The following is a 16,084-nucleotide window of genomic DNA, read 5'->3' on the forward strand; positions in this document are numbered from 1 at the left end:
CCGATACGACAAACGCGCCTACATCTTCCACGGCACCGTCACCCTGGCAGCGCTGGCCATCTGGCTCCGCACCTGATCTAAGAAACAGCTCCTAGGGTGGCGCCGAAACTGTGTCCGCCAACGGTCACCATTGACTGGCAACGGTCCACGGCAGCGCTCACGGCACTGGTGATCTGGTCATGCACCATCGACACCGTCGCATCGGACGGCCAGTGCAAAGGCAGGTCAAGGGTCGCCTCCCGAAAGCCGGAGGAAATCGGCGGCGGGCCCTGGCCGAGTTCCGCGTCTCCGATCAGGCCCGCCCGAACCCAGAGCAAAGTCACCTTTTCCGAACTGTTCTTGGAATGAATGGGTCAGTTGTGCGTTGCCGAATCCGGTGGGGATATCCACGATCGGCCCCGCCCCTCCTGCGGTGGAACGGTTCTTCGCCGAGGGAGCCACGTCATCGCGTGCCCACCTGGCCCGTGCCTTGAACGGATCGAGATCAACGGCAAGCGATCCGACTTCCCCGTCCGCTCCTCGGCAGCCGATAAGGAAACGCCCGTCGGACATCCGTCCTCGTGCACCGGCCGGGATCCGCGTTCCTTCAGGCAGGGAAGTTTCGCGGCGATCCCCGGATGCGGTGTGCATCTGGAGTCCGATCTCGTGCGAGGACAGGACTGCCGGCTCGTCGCCGTGCCACACCACCCACCAAGGCGAGTCGGGCCGCACCGGAATGGACCACCGGTCACCGGTCAGGTCGGCAACGCGAACCTTGTCGTCCTCGCACCAGGCGGTGGCATCGCTATCGACCGCCCATCGCGCCCCCTCGGCCAAAGGACGCATTCGCGCGCGACCCGTTACTTCCATACAGCCGAGGCGCCAAAGTAATCCGCCTGGCCCTTCCCCGGCACTGGCTTCGACAATCAGGTGGTTGCCCCCGGGCGCGGGGGACAATTGGCGAACGAGCAGAGGCGGGCTCACCGGTGTGAGCCGCTCCGTCCCCGGATCGAATGTCGCCACGCGGGCGGCGGCCAGTCCTTCCAGTTCGCGGAGTCCGGGTGAGAAGGTGACCTCACCCGGACCGGAGGCCTCGTAGATCGCCGGGGCAGCAAGCGAAGCCGGGGCCTCGTCATCGGCGGGCTCACCGGGGACCAGGACGACCAGGCGGTCTCCTGCCCACGCTATTGGGCTTCCTTGCCCCGCGAGCGAGGTCACCACCCGCACATTCTCGTGATGCGCTACCGTCGCCAGCCGGTAGTTCGCTATCCACGGATACGCGCACCGGCGGCGGACCGCCAGTCCGGCGACCAGCGGCTGTTCCGGGTGCCAGGCGAGAGTGGCGGCGAGCATTCCCTCAACGGGGAGTACCCATCCTCTCCTCTGTCCCAGCTCACGAACTTCGACTCGCACCGGACGGCCCCTTGGTGGAGGAGCGCCTCCGAGATCAGGATCGATGGTCAGCCTGTCCCAGGTGACGGAGACGGGATTGTGCTCGGCGATGGACGGATACCTGGGGACGGTGTTGATGGCCCATGCCAGCCCTCCCGGAGCGATCTCCCGGTGCGACCGAGTCTGACTGAGATCACCCGTCACTTGCCACCGCCGTCGCGGAAATCGTCACAGACTCGATCAGCCGCTTGACCGGTCCGATTCCCTCGGCGGGCGCGCAAACGACATTGCCTTCGGCGTCCAATCCAACTGCGCACGGGATGCCGAGTCCGTCCACCTCCTCCGGGAGCTTCTCCCTCATGGCCACGGTGACCATTTCGATCGTCCTGTGCCGGATCGGGTCCATCTTCGCGATCAGTTCCTTGAGGGCCTGGCACGCTGGACAGTCATCAGCCCCATACAGGCGCACGCCGTAGATGCGATCGTCGCACGGTCGTGGCGCCGTCGCGGTGGTCTCACGGCGTCGATCGAGGAGCAGAATCAATCCGAATATGACGACGGCGGCGCCGGCGGTGACACCGAGCCGCACCACCACAGAGGACGGCCCAGCGCTGCCAGTAATGGCCACCATCGTGGCGACGACCGCCCCCACCGCGTTCAGGGACACATGGGTCCGCCCCACAGCCGCCAAGCGCGCGGCGCCGAAGCAGGCGCATTTCTGACCACGCAGCCAGAATGCGACCACGGCCAGCGACACATAGGTCACCGCGACGGCGACAACCGCGTTTACCTGGGCGGCCCGGCCGCGCACCCCTCGGCGATGCCGAACGTCCGCCAGACGCTCGCGCTCGCGCCCGGCTGGGAGGCGCTGGTGCCCGCCGATTCCGCGCCGCTCGACCTGGCCCAGTTGCTCGCCCCCTACACCGAGGCGGCCGCGGAGCTCGACTGGCAGGCCCAGGCCGAGGCTCAGGCGCTGGCGCCGATCGTGGCGGAGGTGCTGCGCGGACGCGGGCAGCCGCTGTCGGTGGCGTCGCGGGGGCCGGCGATCGCGCAGTTGTGGGGGTTGGTGGACGTCCTGGACCTGGTGCTCGGGCGTTACCCGGGAACGTTCTCCACCTACGAGAGCGACGACCTCAAGCGGGGGGCCGAGGTCATCTTCCTGCGGCAGTGGCCGGGACCGTCCTCGCGGGCTTCACACCGGCGGCGCGTCGACCTGCGGCAGCCGGACGAGGGCAGCACCTACAACGAGATCGCGCACATGATCGCGCGCGCGTACGCGGACGGAGAGCTGGAAGGGCTGGTCAAGCGGCTGCGGATCACCGACGGAATGCCGATGGAGGAACGGATCGAGCTGCTCGGGACCGCCCGCGTGCCGAGGGAGACGACCTTGGCGCGCCCGGTGTCCCCGTCGCCCGCCGGCGAGCCCGCCTCGGCGGGACATCCCGTGCCCCTGTCCCCCGCGCACTTCCCGGCGCGATCGGGGGCGCAGGATCCGCCCGCGCCCCGTACACCGATCTCATCGGGGTCGATGCCCCTGCCGAAGGCCCTTCCCGAGCCGTACTCCTTCGCCGCGCGCGACGCCTTCGAGGTCTTCCTGGAAGAGCTGGCGGAGGCGACCAGCGCCGGGCAGGTCGAGGACATCCTGAGGGACGTTCGTGACTGGGCCGCCGCACGCCGGCCGGCCGACGTGCGTTCCCGCCTGCCGGCGCTGATCCCGGAGCTGGAGCGGCTGCTGCCCGACTACCAGGTCAACGCGGTACTGCGCGACCTGCTGGATCAGCGCCCTCCGATCGAGCCGGCCAGATCCTCGTGGACCCATCGCCAATGGCTCATCTTGGCGGTGATGCTGACGATCGTGCTCGCCTTCCAGGTCGCGGAGATCGTCCTGCGCTGACGGTCAGCCGAAGAGCCGCAGGGGGACCGCCGCGGCCATGGCGCGTGCGCCGTACCGCCGTAGATCTTCAGCCCGCGGGCGTGTGCCATCGCGATCAGGCGTCGATGGCCCCGGATGAGCTGATCGGCTGTGACGGTCTCCTCCTTCGGGGCCGACGACGAACCGGGCAGGCCCAGATCGTTCGCCCCCAGCAGCACGATCACGTCCCGGTGGAACCGGCACAGTGCCGTGGACCCGAAGTACGCGCCGTAGGCCTCGGCGGGCGTCCCCGTCGAGGGGGATGCACCCAGCGCCGCGAGCGAAGCCTGCCGCAACATGCGGGTCCTGTTCGAAGCGGAGCTCCAGGGGCTTCACCCGACCCAGCGTCCGATCGCCGAGCTCTCAGAGATCTGATGCCTCGCCGTCACCATTAATCGCTCTACGTGTGCTTGGGTATTGCTTTGACAATTCTTGTGCCGGAGTGAGGTTGACGAGTGTCAAGGTACGACTGGCACCACTCGGTGTTCGCGCCGGTGGTTGCCCTGATCGTCTCCGTGCTGCTGATGGTGGCCGGAGTGGTGGAAACGGTGCTGGTGTCCGTGGGTGCGACCACGGCCCCAGCGGCGGCGGAGCTGGTGGTCACGGTGATCATCGGGGTGTTCTTGACCACCGTGCTCAGGATCGCGCGGGCGGTGCCGGACATCCGGCGGGAGAACGCCGCCATCACCCGGGCCAGGGTGAACGTTCAGGCCGTGAAGGCGAACGAGGACACGCTCGTGGCGCGGCGGCTCAAGCTGTTCCGGGAGGCGGCCGAGGCCGGCAACGACTGCGAGGCGGTGCTGAGCGCGCGCTCAGCCCTGGACGACAGCGAGATAGCCAACAAGCACCACCTTGACCACACGCTGATCTGGGCGCTGCCGGTCTTCGGATTCATCGGCACCGCACTGACGATGGCCGAAATGGTCAGCTCGTTCTCCAGCGCCCTGGACAGCCAGGGCGACCCCTCCGTGCTGATCACCGCGCTCAAACAGCACGTGCTGCCGGAGCTGGCGTCGGCGTTCGGTGTCACGCTGATCGCGTTGTTTCTGAGCGTGCTCGCGTTCGGCGCGATGGCGCTGGTCGAGCGGGCCGAGCGCGCCGCGGTGGTGGCCGCGGACGAGGTGTTCCTGACCTATGTCGCGCGGCTGCCCGCCAAGCAGGCGGCTCCGGCGATGCAGGGGCTGACGCAGGAGCTGGCCCAGTCCAGAGGCAGGACGGAGGAGCTGGTCAAGGGCCTCGACGCGCTGCGCACGGCGGTGGAACGGCTGAGCGCCGCCGAGAGCAGGCCCCAGAAGTACACGCTGGTGAGGGAGCCGTGAGGAAGCGTCCGGCCAGGTCGTTCGCGCCGCCGCTCGACCTGCGCTTCATCGACCTGTTCATGGCCATCGTGCTGGCGCTGGCGTTCGTCGCGATCATGCTGACCGTCGTGGCGCGAATGCTGCCGACCGAGGCCGCCACGCCGCCCGCGCGTCAGGAGAAGAGCGTGGCGCAGCTCAAGAAGCAACTCGACGCCGCCGTCACGGCCCAGCGCAAGGCCGAGGCCGAGCTGCGCGCCGCCCAGGCGCAGATCGCCGAACAGCAGTCGTTCGCGCTGCCCTGGTGGCTGATCGGGTTCTGCGCGCTGCTCGGTGTGCTGGCCGTGTTCATGACGTGGCGGATCCGGTTGTGGAACATGGAGAGCCTGCCACGGCTGCGGAGCTGGCTGATGGGCACCGTGGTGGTGGCCGCGGTCACGATGGTGATCAGGTCGCTGAGTGACCGCGACGGCTATCTGCTGCTCGCCGAGATCCCCTGGTGGGGCGCGGCCGCTCTGTGTCTCGGGCTCCTGCTGGTCGCGTACGTGCTGATCACCGACATCCGCGCCAGCCAACTCACCCTCAGCAAGATCAGGAAGCGTTCGGGAATGACGACAAGGTAGGTGTCCGCGACGGGCAGAAGGCATCCCGAACCCACCAGGGCTCCGCCGGGCGCTCAGCACGTGGACGGGGATACGCCTCCATGAACGTGTGGTTGTGGATCACGCAGGTGAGCCTCGCCGCCAGATTCGTTCTGTCCGGCCTGGAGAGACTCGCCCAGCCCACGGCCTCTCGATCTCATCACGAGTCGGGCTGGTCATCTCTTGATGGCTGAGGCACCGGGTTAACGATCTTCATGACTCGCCCTTCAGCGAACGCAAGATCTCCAGGTAGTGCGGGTTGTACATCAGGCCCAGGATGTTGCCCCACGGGTCGATCACGGTGGCGGTGATGAAGCCGGTGCCGCGGTCGCGGGGCGCGTCGTGCTCCTTGGCTCCCATCTTCACGAGCCGGTCCAGCGCCGCGGGCACGTCGTCGACGTGCCAGAAGACCACCGCGCCCGCCGGCCGGCCGACCGCCTCCGGCGACGGAGTCCTGGCCAGCTCGCTGTCGGCGTAGGAGCTGTCGATGACGCCGAACTCGTGCTGGTAGTCGCCGATGCGCCACTCCAGGTAGGCCGGGGTGTCCATGTAGGGCGCGATCCCGAACAGCTCGGTGTACCAGCTCTTGGTGGCCTGGAGGTCGGGCGAGTAGAACGACGTGGTGGTGAGCCCTCGCAACATGTGATCTTCCTTCTCTCTCGAGGTCGTGTATCCATCATCTCGCTCAAAGTGCTCATCAACTGAGCACTTTGTTTTGGGCGGTGGCGAGTGGACGATGGGTGATCCCTACGGTGATGGTGCTTCGCGACAGGATCAGGGCAAAGACGAACCTCATGCGGGACGGCGGGACCAGGCGGGCAGGGTACAAGATCGTGACCCGGCTGAACGCCAGGTGCGGACAGCCCCCTGCGGAGGTGGGCATGGCCTTCGACGCGCTTGGCGCAGCCGTGCCGCAGAGTGGCACCTTCCCCAATCCCTCGGGGTCACCCTCTCCAGGGTGCGCGCCGACACGGCAAACCCCGCCTGCCACATCTGAACGTGCGGGGACCCGAGGTGAGGTCTCGTGCCGTCCGCTCCGCCTGTCCCTGCCTGATCGTCAGTCTCTGGTAGTGCCGTGCGGGATTTCTGTGCAATCCGTGCGCGGATCTTCTGAGCCGTGGCGGCAGGTTGATATTCAGGCTTGGCCCGCCAGGCCCGTCGCCGCTCCAACCATGAGACGTGCGCGTGTGGTGTACGGCGGGCATCCCCGTGATGAACGTGTGACCGGTGACCGACCGGATCAAGAAAGGTGAACAGATTGTCTGATGTCGCCGCCCAAGGGCCGACATATCCGGATGTGTCACAAAGCACGTCTCCCCAACCGTCCCCCAGCGTCTCCCCCTCCCCCACGGCTTCGGCGACGCCAACACCATCCCCATCGCCGAGTCTCTCGGCAACCGAGCCGGCGCCACCGGCAGCCGGGATCAGCCCATGCCCGCACACCCCGCAGTGCCCCTTCTCGGTGTGCCTGCCCACCAGCCTGCGCCAGGTCAACTCTCCGGACGTCGCTGATCGCAAGGCCCCCACGCCCGCGCCGGACAAGGACGGTGTCGAGTTCCGTAGCGACACGATCATGTCGTTCGCGAAGGTGATGGACTCCGCCGCCGACGTGGTCAGCATGCTCCAGACCGCCACGCCCAGGTTCGAGGGGTCCAATCTCGCGCCCGTCGCCGGTGTCCCGATGATCGGGCTGATGTTCGTCAGCAGGCTGAACGCCATCGCCGACGCATGGGCGGACTGCGCGGCGATTCTGCGCGAGGTGCTGAAGGAGGACGGCCACAAGCTGATGAGGGTCGCCCAGAACTACCGCGCGGCCAACGAGCAGACGGTGGCCGCCATCGAAAAGACCGACCCCTGGAAGACGACCACATGACGCCTCCCCCGCCTGCCCCTCTGAACTTCCCCAGCGAAATGCCTCCGCCCGGCCCACGCCAGATGCACGTGTACGGCCCCGACGGCAAGATCATGCGGACCGTCACCTTGGGGCAGCGCAGCGATCCCGGGTTCTTCAGGAACCTGATCGCCCAAGTGCGCAACCACAACCAGCCGATCCGGCTCGGGCTGGCGATGTCCGGTGCCGGTGCGGCGGGAGGGGCGCTGCTCGTGGCCTCCCTCCTGAACCTCGGCAACCCCAAGCTGTACTCCGACCGCCGGGAGACGTGGAAGGAGCTGCACGGCAACATCAAGGGCAGCGCCTGGGACGTGTGGATCACCTACTTCAGCGAGATCTCGGGCAACTGGAAGGGCGAAGCGGTCGAGACGTTCCAGCAGTACCTCAGGTTCAAGCTGATCGGCATGTTCGACCAGCTCGCCGGCCTCGCCGAGGACCTCAGCGGCGCGATGGACAGTCAGTACAAGGAGGTGCTGCAGTACGACCTGTCGGCCGCCGCGCTGTGGGGCTTGTCCGCACCGATCTTCGCGGGGCTCATCGAGATGAGCGCTCATCCGGTCGGCAGGGTAGCCCTGATGACGTTCGCCGGCCTCTTCCTCACCGCGGCCGGCAACCTGCTCGTGCAGTTCGCCGACGTCTACAACAAGAACGAGAGCACTCTCTTGGATCTCGAACTCAAGCTTCACGATGTGAAGGGCATCTTCTACACCATGGGCCGGCCCGACATGGGAGCCCGGAATCTGACCGTGAACCCGGACATCGAAGACGTCCGCCACTGGCAACCCGCCTTCGCCCGGGAGCCGAAGTGACACACGCCGGCGCCTTCAACCAAGGCAGGGACGGTGACCTCGACGGCCTCGTCCGCGATTTCCAAGGGTGGGTCCACGCGTTCGCCGGTGCGCTGAGCGAACTCGCGGACCGGCGGCTGACCGGCGTCGACGACACGGGCCGGGTGGCGGCCACGATCTCGGGTACGGGACGCCTGCTCCAGGTGACCATTGATCCCAGGGCCATCCGCGATCTCGACCACGCCGCGCTGGGCCAGGCCGTATTCCAGGCCATCCTCGCCGCCCGGGAAAGGATGGGTGAGGGGTTGGACGAGACGATCGCCGCCCTGAGCGGCGGCCGGTCCACCGCCGAACCGGATGTGCTGCAACCCTACTTCGACGCTGTTCTGCGCCAGGAGTGAGCATGGACGAGATGCGGCAGTTGCGGATGTACGCCGAGCGGCTCGCCGGGGCGTCCGCCAAGATCGACCCGATCGTCGAGAAGTGGAGCGCCCGGACCTTCACCGGCGCGGCGGCGGAAGGCGGCGTCGTCGCGACGGTGGACGCGGCGGGAACGCTGGTGGCACTCGACATCAGCGCGCTGGGCAAGCGCAGAAACGACGGCATCGCGCTCGCGGACGCCGTGGTCGCGGCCGTGGAGGCGGCCGAAGGGATGGCCGCCCAGGCCAAGGCCGAGATGATGGACGAACTGGTGGCCGCGACCGGACACCGCCTCGGCAGCCTGCTCGGCGACGCGCAGCGCGACTTCGAGGCTCGCGCGCACCTCCGGCCAGATCACCCTTGGCCACCGGGAGCGCGTCCCTAGCCGGATTATGAAATCGTCATGCCGCTTGCAAGCGACCAGCGGTAAATGAGAAAGGTGGCTTTCTTCCTGACCGTGCTCGCCCTGATCCTGCTGAGCGCGCTCCTGGTCGTCCTGATCTACAACAGCCTCGTGGTCAAGCGCAACGCCGTCGACAACGCCTGGTCGCAGATCGACGTGCAGCTCAAACGCCGCCACGACCTCATCCCCAACCTCGTGCGCACGGTCCAGGGGTACGCCGCGCACGAACGCCAGACGCTGGAGGCTGTGCTCGCGGCCAGAAGCGCGGCCGTGCGGCCCGCGGGTCCGGAAGGACGGGCGCGGGCCGAGTCCACGCTGAGCGCGGCCATCGGCGGCGTCATGGCGATCGCGGAGGCATACCCCCGGCTGCGGGCCAGCGAGAACTTCGCCGCGCTGCAGGACGAACTGGCCACCGGCGAGAACCGCATCGCCTACGCCCGGCAGTACTACAACGACGCCGTGCTCGCCTACAACAACGCGCTGCACACAATCCCGTCCAACCTCGTGGCCGGACTGACCGGGCACCGGGAACGCGAGTACTTCCGCACCGCCGACCCCGAGCGCGGGCCGGTCGAGGTGAGGTTCTGAGCGTGCCGGGGCTCGCGATCGCGGCGGCCGCCCTCACCCTGCTGTGGTCGCTGCAGGTCATCTGGCGCATCCGGGCCGCCAAGGGGCCGCGCGCGGGCCGGGGCGTGGCGGCGCCGGAGTTCGAGGGGCTCTCGCCCGCGGTGGTCGACCTGATCACCGAGAACGGCAGGCTCACCCACGAGGCGGCCGCGGCCACGGTGCTGGATCTGGCGGCGCGGGGTTACGCCGGTATCGAGGAGGTCGGGCCCGACCTCTGTCTGGTACGGCTGCGCCGGGATCGTGCCAGGGACGGGCTCAAGCCGTACGAGATGATGGTCTTGGACCATCTCACCACGCTGGGCGGCACCGGCGTGGTCGCCACGGAGGCGATCGCCGAGGGCAGCCGCGACCTGGGGCGATGGCAGGACGACTTCGAGAAGAGCGTGATCGCGGAGGCGCGTGGTCTGGGCCTGACCGGGAAGGCGGGCGGCCCCGGCACCGGTATGTCGATCACCGGGCTGCTCGCCGCCCTCCTGTGGGGCGTGCTGGCCGACCTGACGTTGATGCCCAGGCCGGTGGGCGCGCTCACGCCGCACATCCTCCTGATCGGGCTCGTCGCGACCACCGCCTTCGACAAGCGCCTGGGTGGCGAGCGGCTGACCAGGCGCGGCCGGGCCGCCGCCGGGCATTGGCTGGGCGTGCGCGCGCACCTGCGCGGGATCGCGCACGTGGACAGCCTGCCGTCGGCAGCGGTGACGATCTGGGGCAGGCGACTCGCCTACGCCGCCGCGTTCGGTCTCACCCGCGCCGCGCTGGCCAGCCTTCCGGTACTGCTCCCGCGCGATCAGGAGCACGCCTGGTCCGACCACGGCGGGCTCTGGCACCGGGTCCGGGTCACCTACCCCGGCCAGAGCAAGGTGATCACCGGGCTGCTGCTCCTTCTGATCTTCTGCATCTGGGTGGGGAGCGCGCTGGGGGTGAGCATCTGGTACGGCCTGCGCACCCTGGCTCCCGACGACCCGGCGCCGTTCGTCATCTCGATGATCATGATCGTTGGCGGCGGACTCGTCACCGTCGTGTTCATGCTGATCGTGATCTTGCCGATCGGGCTGGTCACCAAGACGGTGTGGAAGCGCCGGGCTAGGAACGCCAAGCCGCGCCGGACGCTGGAGGGCCGGGTGATCAGACTGCACGCGGCCGAGATCACCGGCGAACTGCACTACCTGGCCATCGACCACGGACCGCGGCGCGTGCGGGCGATTCGCGCGCTCGCCGGCCAGCTGGCGGGCGTCGCCGACGGGGACCTGGTGCGGGCGCGGGTGACCGGGGCGGGCTACCTGGCTTCGATCGAGGTGCTGGAACGGCGCTCCGCCCGGCCCTCCGAGACGTAGGAGCGTCGGGTGAGGGGCGGCCGCCGGTCTGGGGTTGGTCAAACTCGCGCCGGGCGGATGGCAGCCGCCCAGGTCGTGGCCCAGGATGCAGGGGTCCATGCCGACCTGTGTAAGGAGCACGATGCGCTACCTGGTTCTGATCCCCGTTGCCGCCGCGGGGCTGTTTCTGGCCTCTCCCGCCCAAGCCGCACCGACGCCGCCCAACGAGGGCCAGAGCATGCCCGGCACCCTGCTCGCCGGGCTGACCCGAGGACTGCCGATCAACGGGCTGCCGGTCGGCTGAGGCCGTAGCCTCCGTTCAAGCCGCGTGGGCGGGCAACCCAGGTATGTTGTCCGCCCGCAAGCGGTGCCGACGCGCGGGACGGCCACCACCACGCCCCACTGCACCACGACCTGCCCGTGACCGGCAGCCTTCCCGCCGATCTTGAGGGCCGCTACCTGCGGATAGGGCCCAACCCGCGCGGCGGAGGTCGCCGACGCGCTGGACAGGGCTACGATCGGCCCCTGCCCGAAGGGCGCCACCCCGGAGGGCTTCAGCGCCAACGCGCATTCCAAGGTGGATCCGCGCACCGGTGACCTGCACTCCCTGGCGTACCTGATGGGGCAGCCGATCGCGCAGCACATCGTCACCCCCCCGTGGGACGGGTTTCGCGTCCGTGCGCGACCTCGGGCGAGGCCCGCTAGAAGGTGTAGCGGGTGTGGCTGAACACCTGGCTGTCGTGCCCGAAGCCGTACGCCGTGCCGGGTGTCACCGCGAACAGCAGGTCCTTGCCCTTGCGGATGCTGTCGCCGAAGCCGTAGAAGGTCCCCTCGGGGGAGGTGATGTGGTCCCCGTACTGCGCCTCGAACGCGGCGATGACCTCGTCCTGCCGTGCCGGATTCGTCACCCGCTCCGCCGTACCCTCGATCACGATGTCGAGACCTTCGGACAGTGAGTTGTTCCCGGTGGTGAGCGCGCAGTGGGCGTTGCCGGCCAGGTTCTTCGCCTTCTGCTCGCCCGGCCCGGTGCTGAAGTGCAGTGCCCCGTCGTGCCAGGCGGCGATGAGTGGCGTGACGTGCAGCCGGCCATCCGGCCGTACCGTGGTGATCCAGAATATCTCGGCGGCGCGTAGCTGGCGCTGGGCCTGGTCCCAGTCGGTGGCGGTGACGTTCTCCGCGCCCGGACGCGGGTTCAGGGCGGAACTGTAGCGGGCGTCGAGTTCGGTCTTGGGCTGTTTCGGTGTCATGCGGAACTCCCTTCCCCGTTTCATCACGAAGGCTACGCAAGCCCAGCGCCCGGGATCTCACCAAGTCCCTCGCCGCCCGCACGGACCCCGCCACGGCGGGCATCGGGTGATCGCGATGCCGTCCCCTCGCGGACCGCCTGTGCGCAGGCCGAGATCAAGCGTCTGCTCATGGCACGGCGGGGAACGCGATGGAACGCCCCGAAGGTGATGACATCTCCTCGAAGGGACACCTGATGAGAACACTCCGCTGGGCGAGCGCCATGGCCGCCACCGCCTGCCTGGGCACCGCCCTGCTCACCGGAAGCGCCACCGCGCAGAGCACCGCCACATCCCCGGTCTGCGTCACGAACCACGGCACCCGATTCTGCGAAATGCCGGACATCGTCGGTCTCGGCATCGGCCAGGCCCGCTCCACACTGGCCACCTTCGGCTTCTCCTTCGGCATCCAGCGCTCCACCATCGATCACGTCTGCAACAACATCGGCCTGATCGCCAGCCAGAACCCGCGCACATCCGTCGGCTCCAACCCACTCGTCCTCTACCCGGCCGGCACCGCGGTCGACGTCTGGATCTGGCAACGCCCGCCCCACCCCTGCCCCTGACACCCAAAACGATCCGACGACGGCGCTTCCCGCAGCCAGGCGAAGCAGCGCGACCGATCATCATGCCGCCCGCGGTTTCCCTCTCCTGGCGGTTGGATACCGCACCGCAGGCGACAGTGTCGTAGCGCGCCCCTCCCGCACGCCCTCAGTCCTCCGCTGGTACGACGGCGTCGCGACCTCCGGAGGAGGCGGGTGAGACTCGGTGACGATGTGCGGGGTATCGCCGCGGCGGCAGATTGAGCCGGGTGAACACCTTTCCTCCAGGAAGCCGCCGGACGACTGTGCCGGTCCTGATCATCGTTGTCTGGTCCGTGAGTTATCTGGCCCTCGGCCTGCTCTGGGCTTTGGGAGGGCCCGGATATCCGTTCGACGCCGGCCGTACGGGGGCGGGCAGCACCCTGCTCGATCCGCTTCCGGCGGCGGCCGGCGGGGGTCTGCTGGCGATGTCGGCGCTGGTGGCCGGTGCCGTTGCCGTGCTCGCCGCCCGAGGCCCGCTCAACCGGGTCCCCGCCGTCGTCGCCGTCGTGGCCGGCGCCGTCCTGGCGGTCCTCCTGCCCGACGTACGCATCATGATGACCGCCGGCTACCTGCCGGTGATGCTGGCCGCCGCGCTGGCCGGCCAGGCCGAATTCTCGATGATCGCGACCATGTTGACGTGGCCGAGCGTCAACCTGCTCATCCTGATGGCGGCCGGCGTCAGCCTGATGCTCTTGGGGACACGCGCGCTGATCGCCGGATCCGGACGGCCCGGCAGCGCCGCCGGCGCGCTCCGGATCGGGCGGTACGCGACCGCCGTCGCGGTCGCCGTCCCCGTCGTCTACGCCGTCACCCGGTTCGGCTGGCTCCTGGGCGTACCCGTCGGCATCAGCGACCGGTTCCTGGCCGAAATCGCCGAGATCACCCCGATCGGCGCCGGTCTCAGCACGCTCGGTCTCCTCGGCGCGTTCCTGACCGTCGGCCTGGTCCGGCCGTGGGGTGAGAACTGGCCGCGCTGGGTGCCGTTCCTGCGCGGGCGTCCGATTCCGGCGCGGTTCCCGGCCTGCCTGGCTCTGGCCGGCGCCCTCCCCATCACCTCCGCCGGACTGATGTACGTGCGCAAGAAGCTCACCGGCGAGCAGGTCGGCCCGGCGGGCGCCGACGTCGAGCTGGGCGCCTGGCTTCCGGAGATGTTGTGGCCGCTGTGGGGCGCGGCCCTGGCGGTGGCCGCGCTGGCCTACCTCTCACGCCGCCGGCACCCCGCTCACGCACGCCGACCATAATGGTGGACGTGCGAGAGTCCCGGTCTGCAGGCGCCGCGGTGGACTCCCTTCTCAACCGGCATCAGGTGAGCGCCGATGCCGTGCTCGCCGTCCTGCTCGTCCTGCCGCTCGGCCTGGTCTCGCTGGGCCTGCTGCAGGCGTCGGACAGTCCCCTGTCGCTCCGCCTGCTCGCGGGTCTCGGCCTGCTGGTGCTGCATGCTTGCGTCGTTCCGCGCCGGCTGCGCCCGCTGGCGGCGTACGGGCTGGGCGCGGCGGCGATGCTGCTGCTGGTGGCGTTGCCGCCGCTGCACGACCCGGGCGGCGCCTACTATCCGGCGGCGCTGCTGCCGAGCACGCTGGTCTTCGGGCTGCTGCTTTACACGGCGTCCAGCCGGCTCGACCTGGTGCCCGGCCTGGTCTGCCTGGCCGTCGCCCTGGCGGGTGTGGGCCTGCTCCTGGCGCGTCTGTGGAATCCGGCCTCCTGGGGCGGGTCGTCGGGTTCCCACGAGCTGGTCGCCTGGCGGATCGGGCTGTCGGCCGGCCTGGTCGCGGTGGCGGCGTGCCTGTGGTCGCTGGGCCGCCTCAGCCGGATGCGGGGGTTGTTCCTGTCCGAGCTACGGGCGAAGGCCGAGCGGGCCGAGGCCGACCGCGCGCGGGAGCGGGAGGAGGCGGCGCGGGCCGAACGCGACCGCATCAGCCGCGAGATGCACGACGTGGTGTCCCACTCGCTCGCCGTCATGGTCAGCCAGGCGGAGGGTGGCAGGCTGTCCGATCCGGACGCGCCCAGGGCGGAGGTGTTCGCCACCATCGCCGGGGTCGGGCGCGAGGCCCTGCGCGACATGCGCGGGCTCCTGGGCGTGCTGCGCGCCGACGGCGGCACCGCTCCGCAACCGGGCCTCGGTGACCTGCCCGACCTGCTCGACCAGGTGCGCGATACGGGGGTACGCGTCGCCGTACAGGAGAATGGGGACGCCCAGCCGCTGCGACCCGCGGCCGACCTGACCGCCTATCGCGTCATCCAAGAGGGGTTGACCAACGTGATCAAGCACGCGGGGGCGACGGCCGCGGCCGACCTGACGCTGGCGTGGCGCCCGGACGGACTGCACATCACCATCACCGACGATGGCGACGGCCCGCCCGCCGAAGGGGCCGGCGTCGGGCTGACCGGGATGCGCGAACGGCTCAGCATGGTGGGAGGCACCCTGGAGGCCGGTAGGCGTGCCGGCGCCGGCTTCGTACTGTCGGCCACCGTGCCCTATGAGCCGAGGAGCCTCCCATCATCAGGATCATGATCGTCGACGATCAGGAACTGCTGCGCAACGGCCTGACCATGGTCGTCAGGTCCCAGCCCGACATGGAGGTGGCCGCCGAGGCTGCCGACGGCCTGGCGGCCCTGAAGGCGTTGGAGTCGCGGCGCGTCGACGTGGTGGTGATGGACATCCGCATGCCCCGGATGGACGGAGTCACCGCCACCCGGGAGATCCAGCGGCTGAACGACCCGCCGAAGGTGCTGGTGCTGACCACGTTCGACCTCGACGAGCACGCATTGGCCGCGCTGCGGGCCGGTGCGAGCGGGTTCATGCTGAAGGACGCGCCGGGAGAGGAGATCATCGCCGCGATCCGGCACGTGCACCGGGGCGACTCGATCATCGCGCCCGCCACGACCCGGCGGCTCATCGGGCGACTCGTGGCCAAGGCCGACACCGACCCGGAGACCGTGCTCAAGGTGCTCACCGGGCGCGAGCGCGAAGTCTTCCTCAGCCTGGCCAGGGGCGCGTCCAACGCCGAGATCGGGGCCGGATTGTTCTTGTCGGAGACCACGGTCAAGACCCACGTGGGGCGCATCCTGACCAAGCTCGGGCTGCGCGACCGGGTCCAGGCGGTGGTGCTGGCGTACGAATCCGGCGTTGTCACTCCGGGTGAACGTTAAGCATCTGGCTGGCACGAGCTCGTGACGACCAGGAAGGCGCTCACGCCCATCTCCTCGCAGCCTTGAGGAAACAGGCTCGACAATATAAAAATATATCCATACGATTATCTGGTGCCGAGCAGAGCCTGGTGCAGCGCTGCCTCCTGACCAAGGACGAGCTGCCACTCCTCGGCGCCCGGCCGATGGTGGTCGCGTTTTTGGACAATAGTTCAGCAACGAGTACTCGGGAGGGCAGCCATTCCGGCTGGCCGGGGCTTCATCACATCCGCATCGGAGAGGACACCATGATCGAGATCAATGTCTGTTCCGCGTCTCTTCCTACGGTCGGCGTATGACGATCACCCACGCGACGGAGCTGCGGCTGACCGCGCGTCCGGACGCCGACCTGCGCGAGGACCACTTCGAGCTC

General features: G+C 69.1%; 18 protein-coding genes. 14 read left to right on the forward strand and 4 right to left on the reverse strand.

Going from position 1 to position 16,084, the window contains the following annotated elements:
- Window positions 1–225: 225 nt before the first annotated feature.
- Together ACFWY5_RS57140 and ACFWY5_RS57145 are read right to left on the reverse strand one after the other, a co-directional pair.
- On the reverse strand, window positions 226–1,332 hold the full coding sequence (locus tag ACFWY5_RS57140) for a hypothetical protein (protein WP_379640273.1): 1,107 nt from the start codon (window positions 1,330–1,332) through the stop codon (window positions 226–228).
- Between the two features lie 232 nt (window positions 1,333–1,564).
- The gene (locus ACFWY5_RS57145) at window positions 1,565–2,182 is read right to left on the reverse strand and encodes a hypothetical protein (RefSeq protein ID WP_379640274.1); all 618 of its coding nucleotides are present in this window, start codon (window positions 2,180–2,182) and stop codon (window positions 1,565–1,567) included.
- A gap of 9 nt (window positions 2,183–2,191) precedes the next feature.
- Here ACFWY5_RS57145 and ACFWY5_RS57150 point away from each other — a divergent pair, with 9 nt between their 5' ends.
- The 3 genes from ACFWY5_RS57150 (at window position 2,192) to ACFWY5_RS57160 (ending at window position 5,201) form a co-directional block, all read left to right on the forward strand.
- Window positions 2,192–3,265: a hypothetical protein gene (locus tag ACFWY5_RS57150; protein ID WP_379640275.1), complete on the forward strand. Its 1,074-nt coding sequence runs from the start codon at window positions 2,192–2,194 to the stop codon at window positions 3,263–3,265.
- Between the two features lie 473 nt (window positions 3,266–3,738).
- The gene (locus ACFWY5_RS57155; RefSeq protein ID WP_379611012.1) at window positions 3,739–4,602 is read left to right on the forward strand and encodes a hypothetical protein; all 864 of its coding nucleotides are present in this window, start codon (window positions 3,739–3,741) and stop codon (window positions 4,600–4,602) included.
- On the forward strand, window positions 4,599–5,201 hold the full coding sequence (locus ACFWY5_RS57160; RefSeq protein WP_379611011.1) for a hypothetical protein: 603 nt from the start codon (window positions 4,599–4,601) through the stop codon (window positions 5,199–5,201). Before ACFWY5_RS57155 ends, ACFWY5_RS57160 begins: the two co-directional genes overlap by 4 nt.
- 231 nt (window positions 5,202–5,432) lie before the next feature.
- Here ACFWY5_RS57160 and ACFWY5_RS57165 read toward each other — a convergent pair whose 3' ends face one another.
- Window positions 5,433–5,861 carry a VOC family protein gene (locus tag ACFWY5_RS57165; RefSeq protein ID WP_379611009.1) on the reverse strand — a complete coding sequence of 143 codons (429 nt, stop codon included), beginning with the start codon at window positions 5,859–5,861 and terminating at the stop codon, window positions 5,433–5,435.
- 820 nt (window positions 5,862–6,681) lie between these two features.
- Here ACFWY5_RS57165 and ACFWY5_RS57170 point away from each other — a divergent pair.
- The 7 genes from ACFWY5_RS57170 (at window position 6,682) to ACFWY5_RS57200 (ending at window position 10,962) form a co-directional block, all read left to right on the forward strand.
- Window positions 6,682–7,092 carry a hypothetical protein gene (locus ACFWY5_RS57170; RefSeq protein ID WP_379611008.1) on the forward strand — a complete coding sequence of 137 codons (411 nt, stop codon included), beginning with the start codon at window positions 6,682–6,684 and terminating at the stop codon, window positions 7,090–7,092.
- Between the two features lie 38 nt (window positions 7,093–7,130).
- Window positions 7,131–7,919, forward strand: coding sequence for a hypothetical protein (locus ACFWY5_RS57175; protein WP_379640276.1), 789 nt, complete (start codon window positions 7,131–7,133; stop codon window positions 7,917–7,919).
- The gene (locus tag ACFWY5_RS57180; RefSeq protein ID WP_379640277.1) at window positions 7,916–8,299 is read left to right on the forward strand and encodes a YbaB/EbfC family nucleoid-associated protein; all 384 of its coding nucleotides are present in this window, start codon (window positions 7,916–7,918) and stop codon (window positions 8,297–8,299) included. Before ACFWY5_RS57175 ends, ACFWY5_RS57180 begins: the two co-directional genes overlap by 4 nt.
- Window positions 8,300–8,301: 2 nt before the next feature.
- Window positions 8,302–8,703, forward strand: coding sequence for a YbaB/EbfC family nucleoid-associated protein (locus ACFWY5_RS57185; RefSeq protein ID WP_379640278.1), 402 nt, complete (start codon window positions 8,302–8,304; stop codon window positions 8,701–8,703).
- 45 nt (window positions 8,704–8,748) lie between these two features.
- The gene (locus ACFWY5_RS57190) at window positions 8,749–9,309 is read left to right on the forward strand and encodes a LemA family protein (RefSeq protein ID WP_379611004.1); all 561 of its coding nucleotides are present in this window, start codon (window positions 8,749–8,751) and stop codon (window positions 9,307–9,309) included.
- A 2-nt stretch (window positions 9,310–9,311) separates the two neighbouring features.
- Window positions 9,312–10,679 carry a DUF2207 family protein gene (locus tag ACFWY5_RS57195; RefSeq protein WP_379640279.1) on the forward strand — a complete coding sequence of 456 codons (1,368 nt, stop codon included), beginning with the start codon at window positions 9,312–9,314 and terminating at the stop codon, window positions 10,677–10,679.
- A 121-nt stretch (window positions 10,680–10,800) separates the two neighbouring features.
- Window positions 10,801–10,962: a hypothetical protein gene (locus tag ACFWY5_RS57200; RefSeq protein WP_379611002.1), complete on the forward strand. Its 162-nt coding sequence runs from the start codon at window positions 10,801–10,803 to the stop codon at window positions 10,960–10,962.
- A 397-nt stretch (window positions 10,963–11,359) separates the two neighbouring features.
- Here the strand turns inward: ACFWY5_RS57200 and ACFWY5_RS57205 are convergent, their stop codons facing one another.
- Window positions 11,360–11,905, reverse strand: a complete 546-nt coding sequence (locus tag ACFWY5_RS57205; RefSeq protein WP_379640280.1) for a pyridoxamine 5'-phosphate oxidase family protein — start codon at window positions 11,903–11,905, stop codon at window positions 11,360–11,362.
- A 233-nt stretch (window positions 11,906–12,138) separates the two neighbouring features.
- Between ACFWY5_RS57205 and ACFWY5_RS57210 the strand changes: the two genes are divergently transcribed.
- The 4 genes from ACFWY5_RS57210 (at window position 12,139) to ACFWY5_RS57225 (ending at window position 15,675) form a co-directional block, all read left to right on the forward strand.
- A complete protein-coding gene (locus tag ACFWY5_RS57210) occupies window positions 12,139–12,507 on the forward strand; it encodes a PASTA domain-containing protein (RefSeq protein WP_379611000.1) in 369 nt (122 codons plus the stop codon).
- A gap of 311 nt (window positions 12,508–12,818) precedes the next feature.
- Window positions 12,819–13,766 carry a hypothetical protein gene (locus tag ACFWY5_RS57215; RefSeq protein ID WP_379640281.1) on the forward strand — a complete coding sequence of 316 codons (948 nt, stop codon included), beginning with the start codon at window positions 12,819–12,821 and terminating at the stop codon, window positions 13,764–13,766.
- An 8-nt stretch (window positions 13,767–13,774) separates the two neighbouring features.
- Window positions 13,775–15,037 (forward strand): sensor histidine kinase, encoded by a 1,263-nt coding sequence (locus tag ACFWY5_RS57220; RefSeq protein WP_379640282.1) that lies wholly within the window; start codon window positions 13,775–13,777, stop codon window positions 15,035–15,037.
- Entirely contained in the window at window positions 15,034–15,675 is a 642-nt protein-coding gene (locus tag ACFWY5_RS57225; RefSeq protein WP_379610996.1) for a response regulator, read from the forward strand. Before ACFWY5_RS57220 ends, ACFWY5_RS57225 begins: the two co-directional genes overlap by 4 nt.
- The last annotated feature ends 409 nt before the right edge of the window (window positions 15,676–16,084 follow it).

The organism is Nonomuraea sp. NPDC059007 (assembly GCF_042740555.1).
GTDB lineage: Bacteria > Actinomycetota > Actinomycetes > Streptosporangiales > Streptosporangiaceae > Nonomuraea.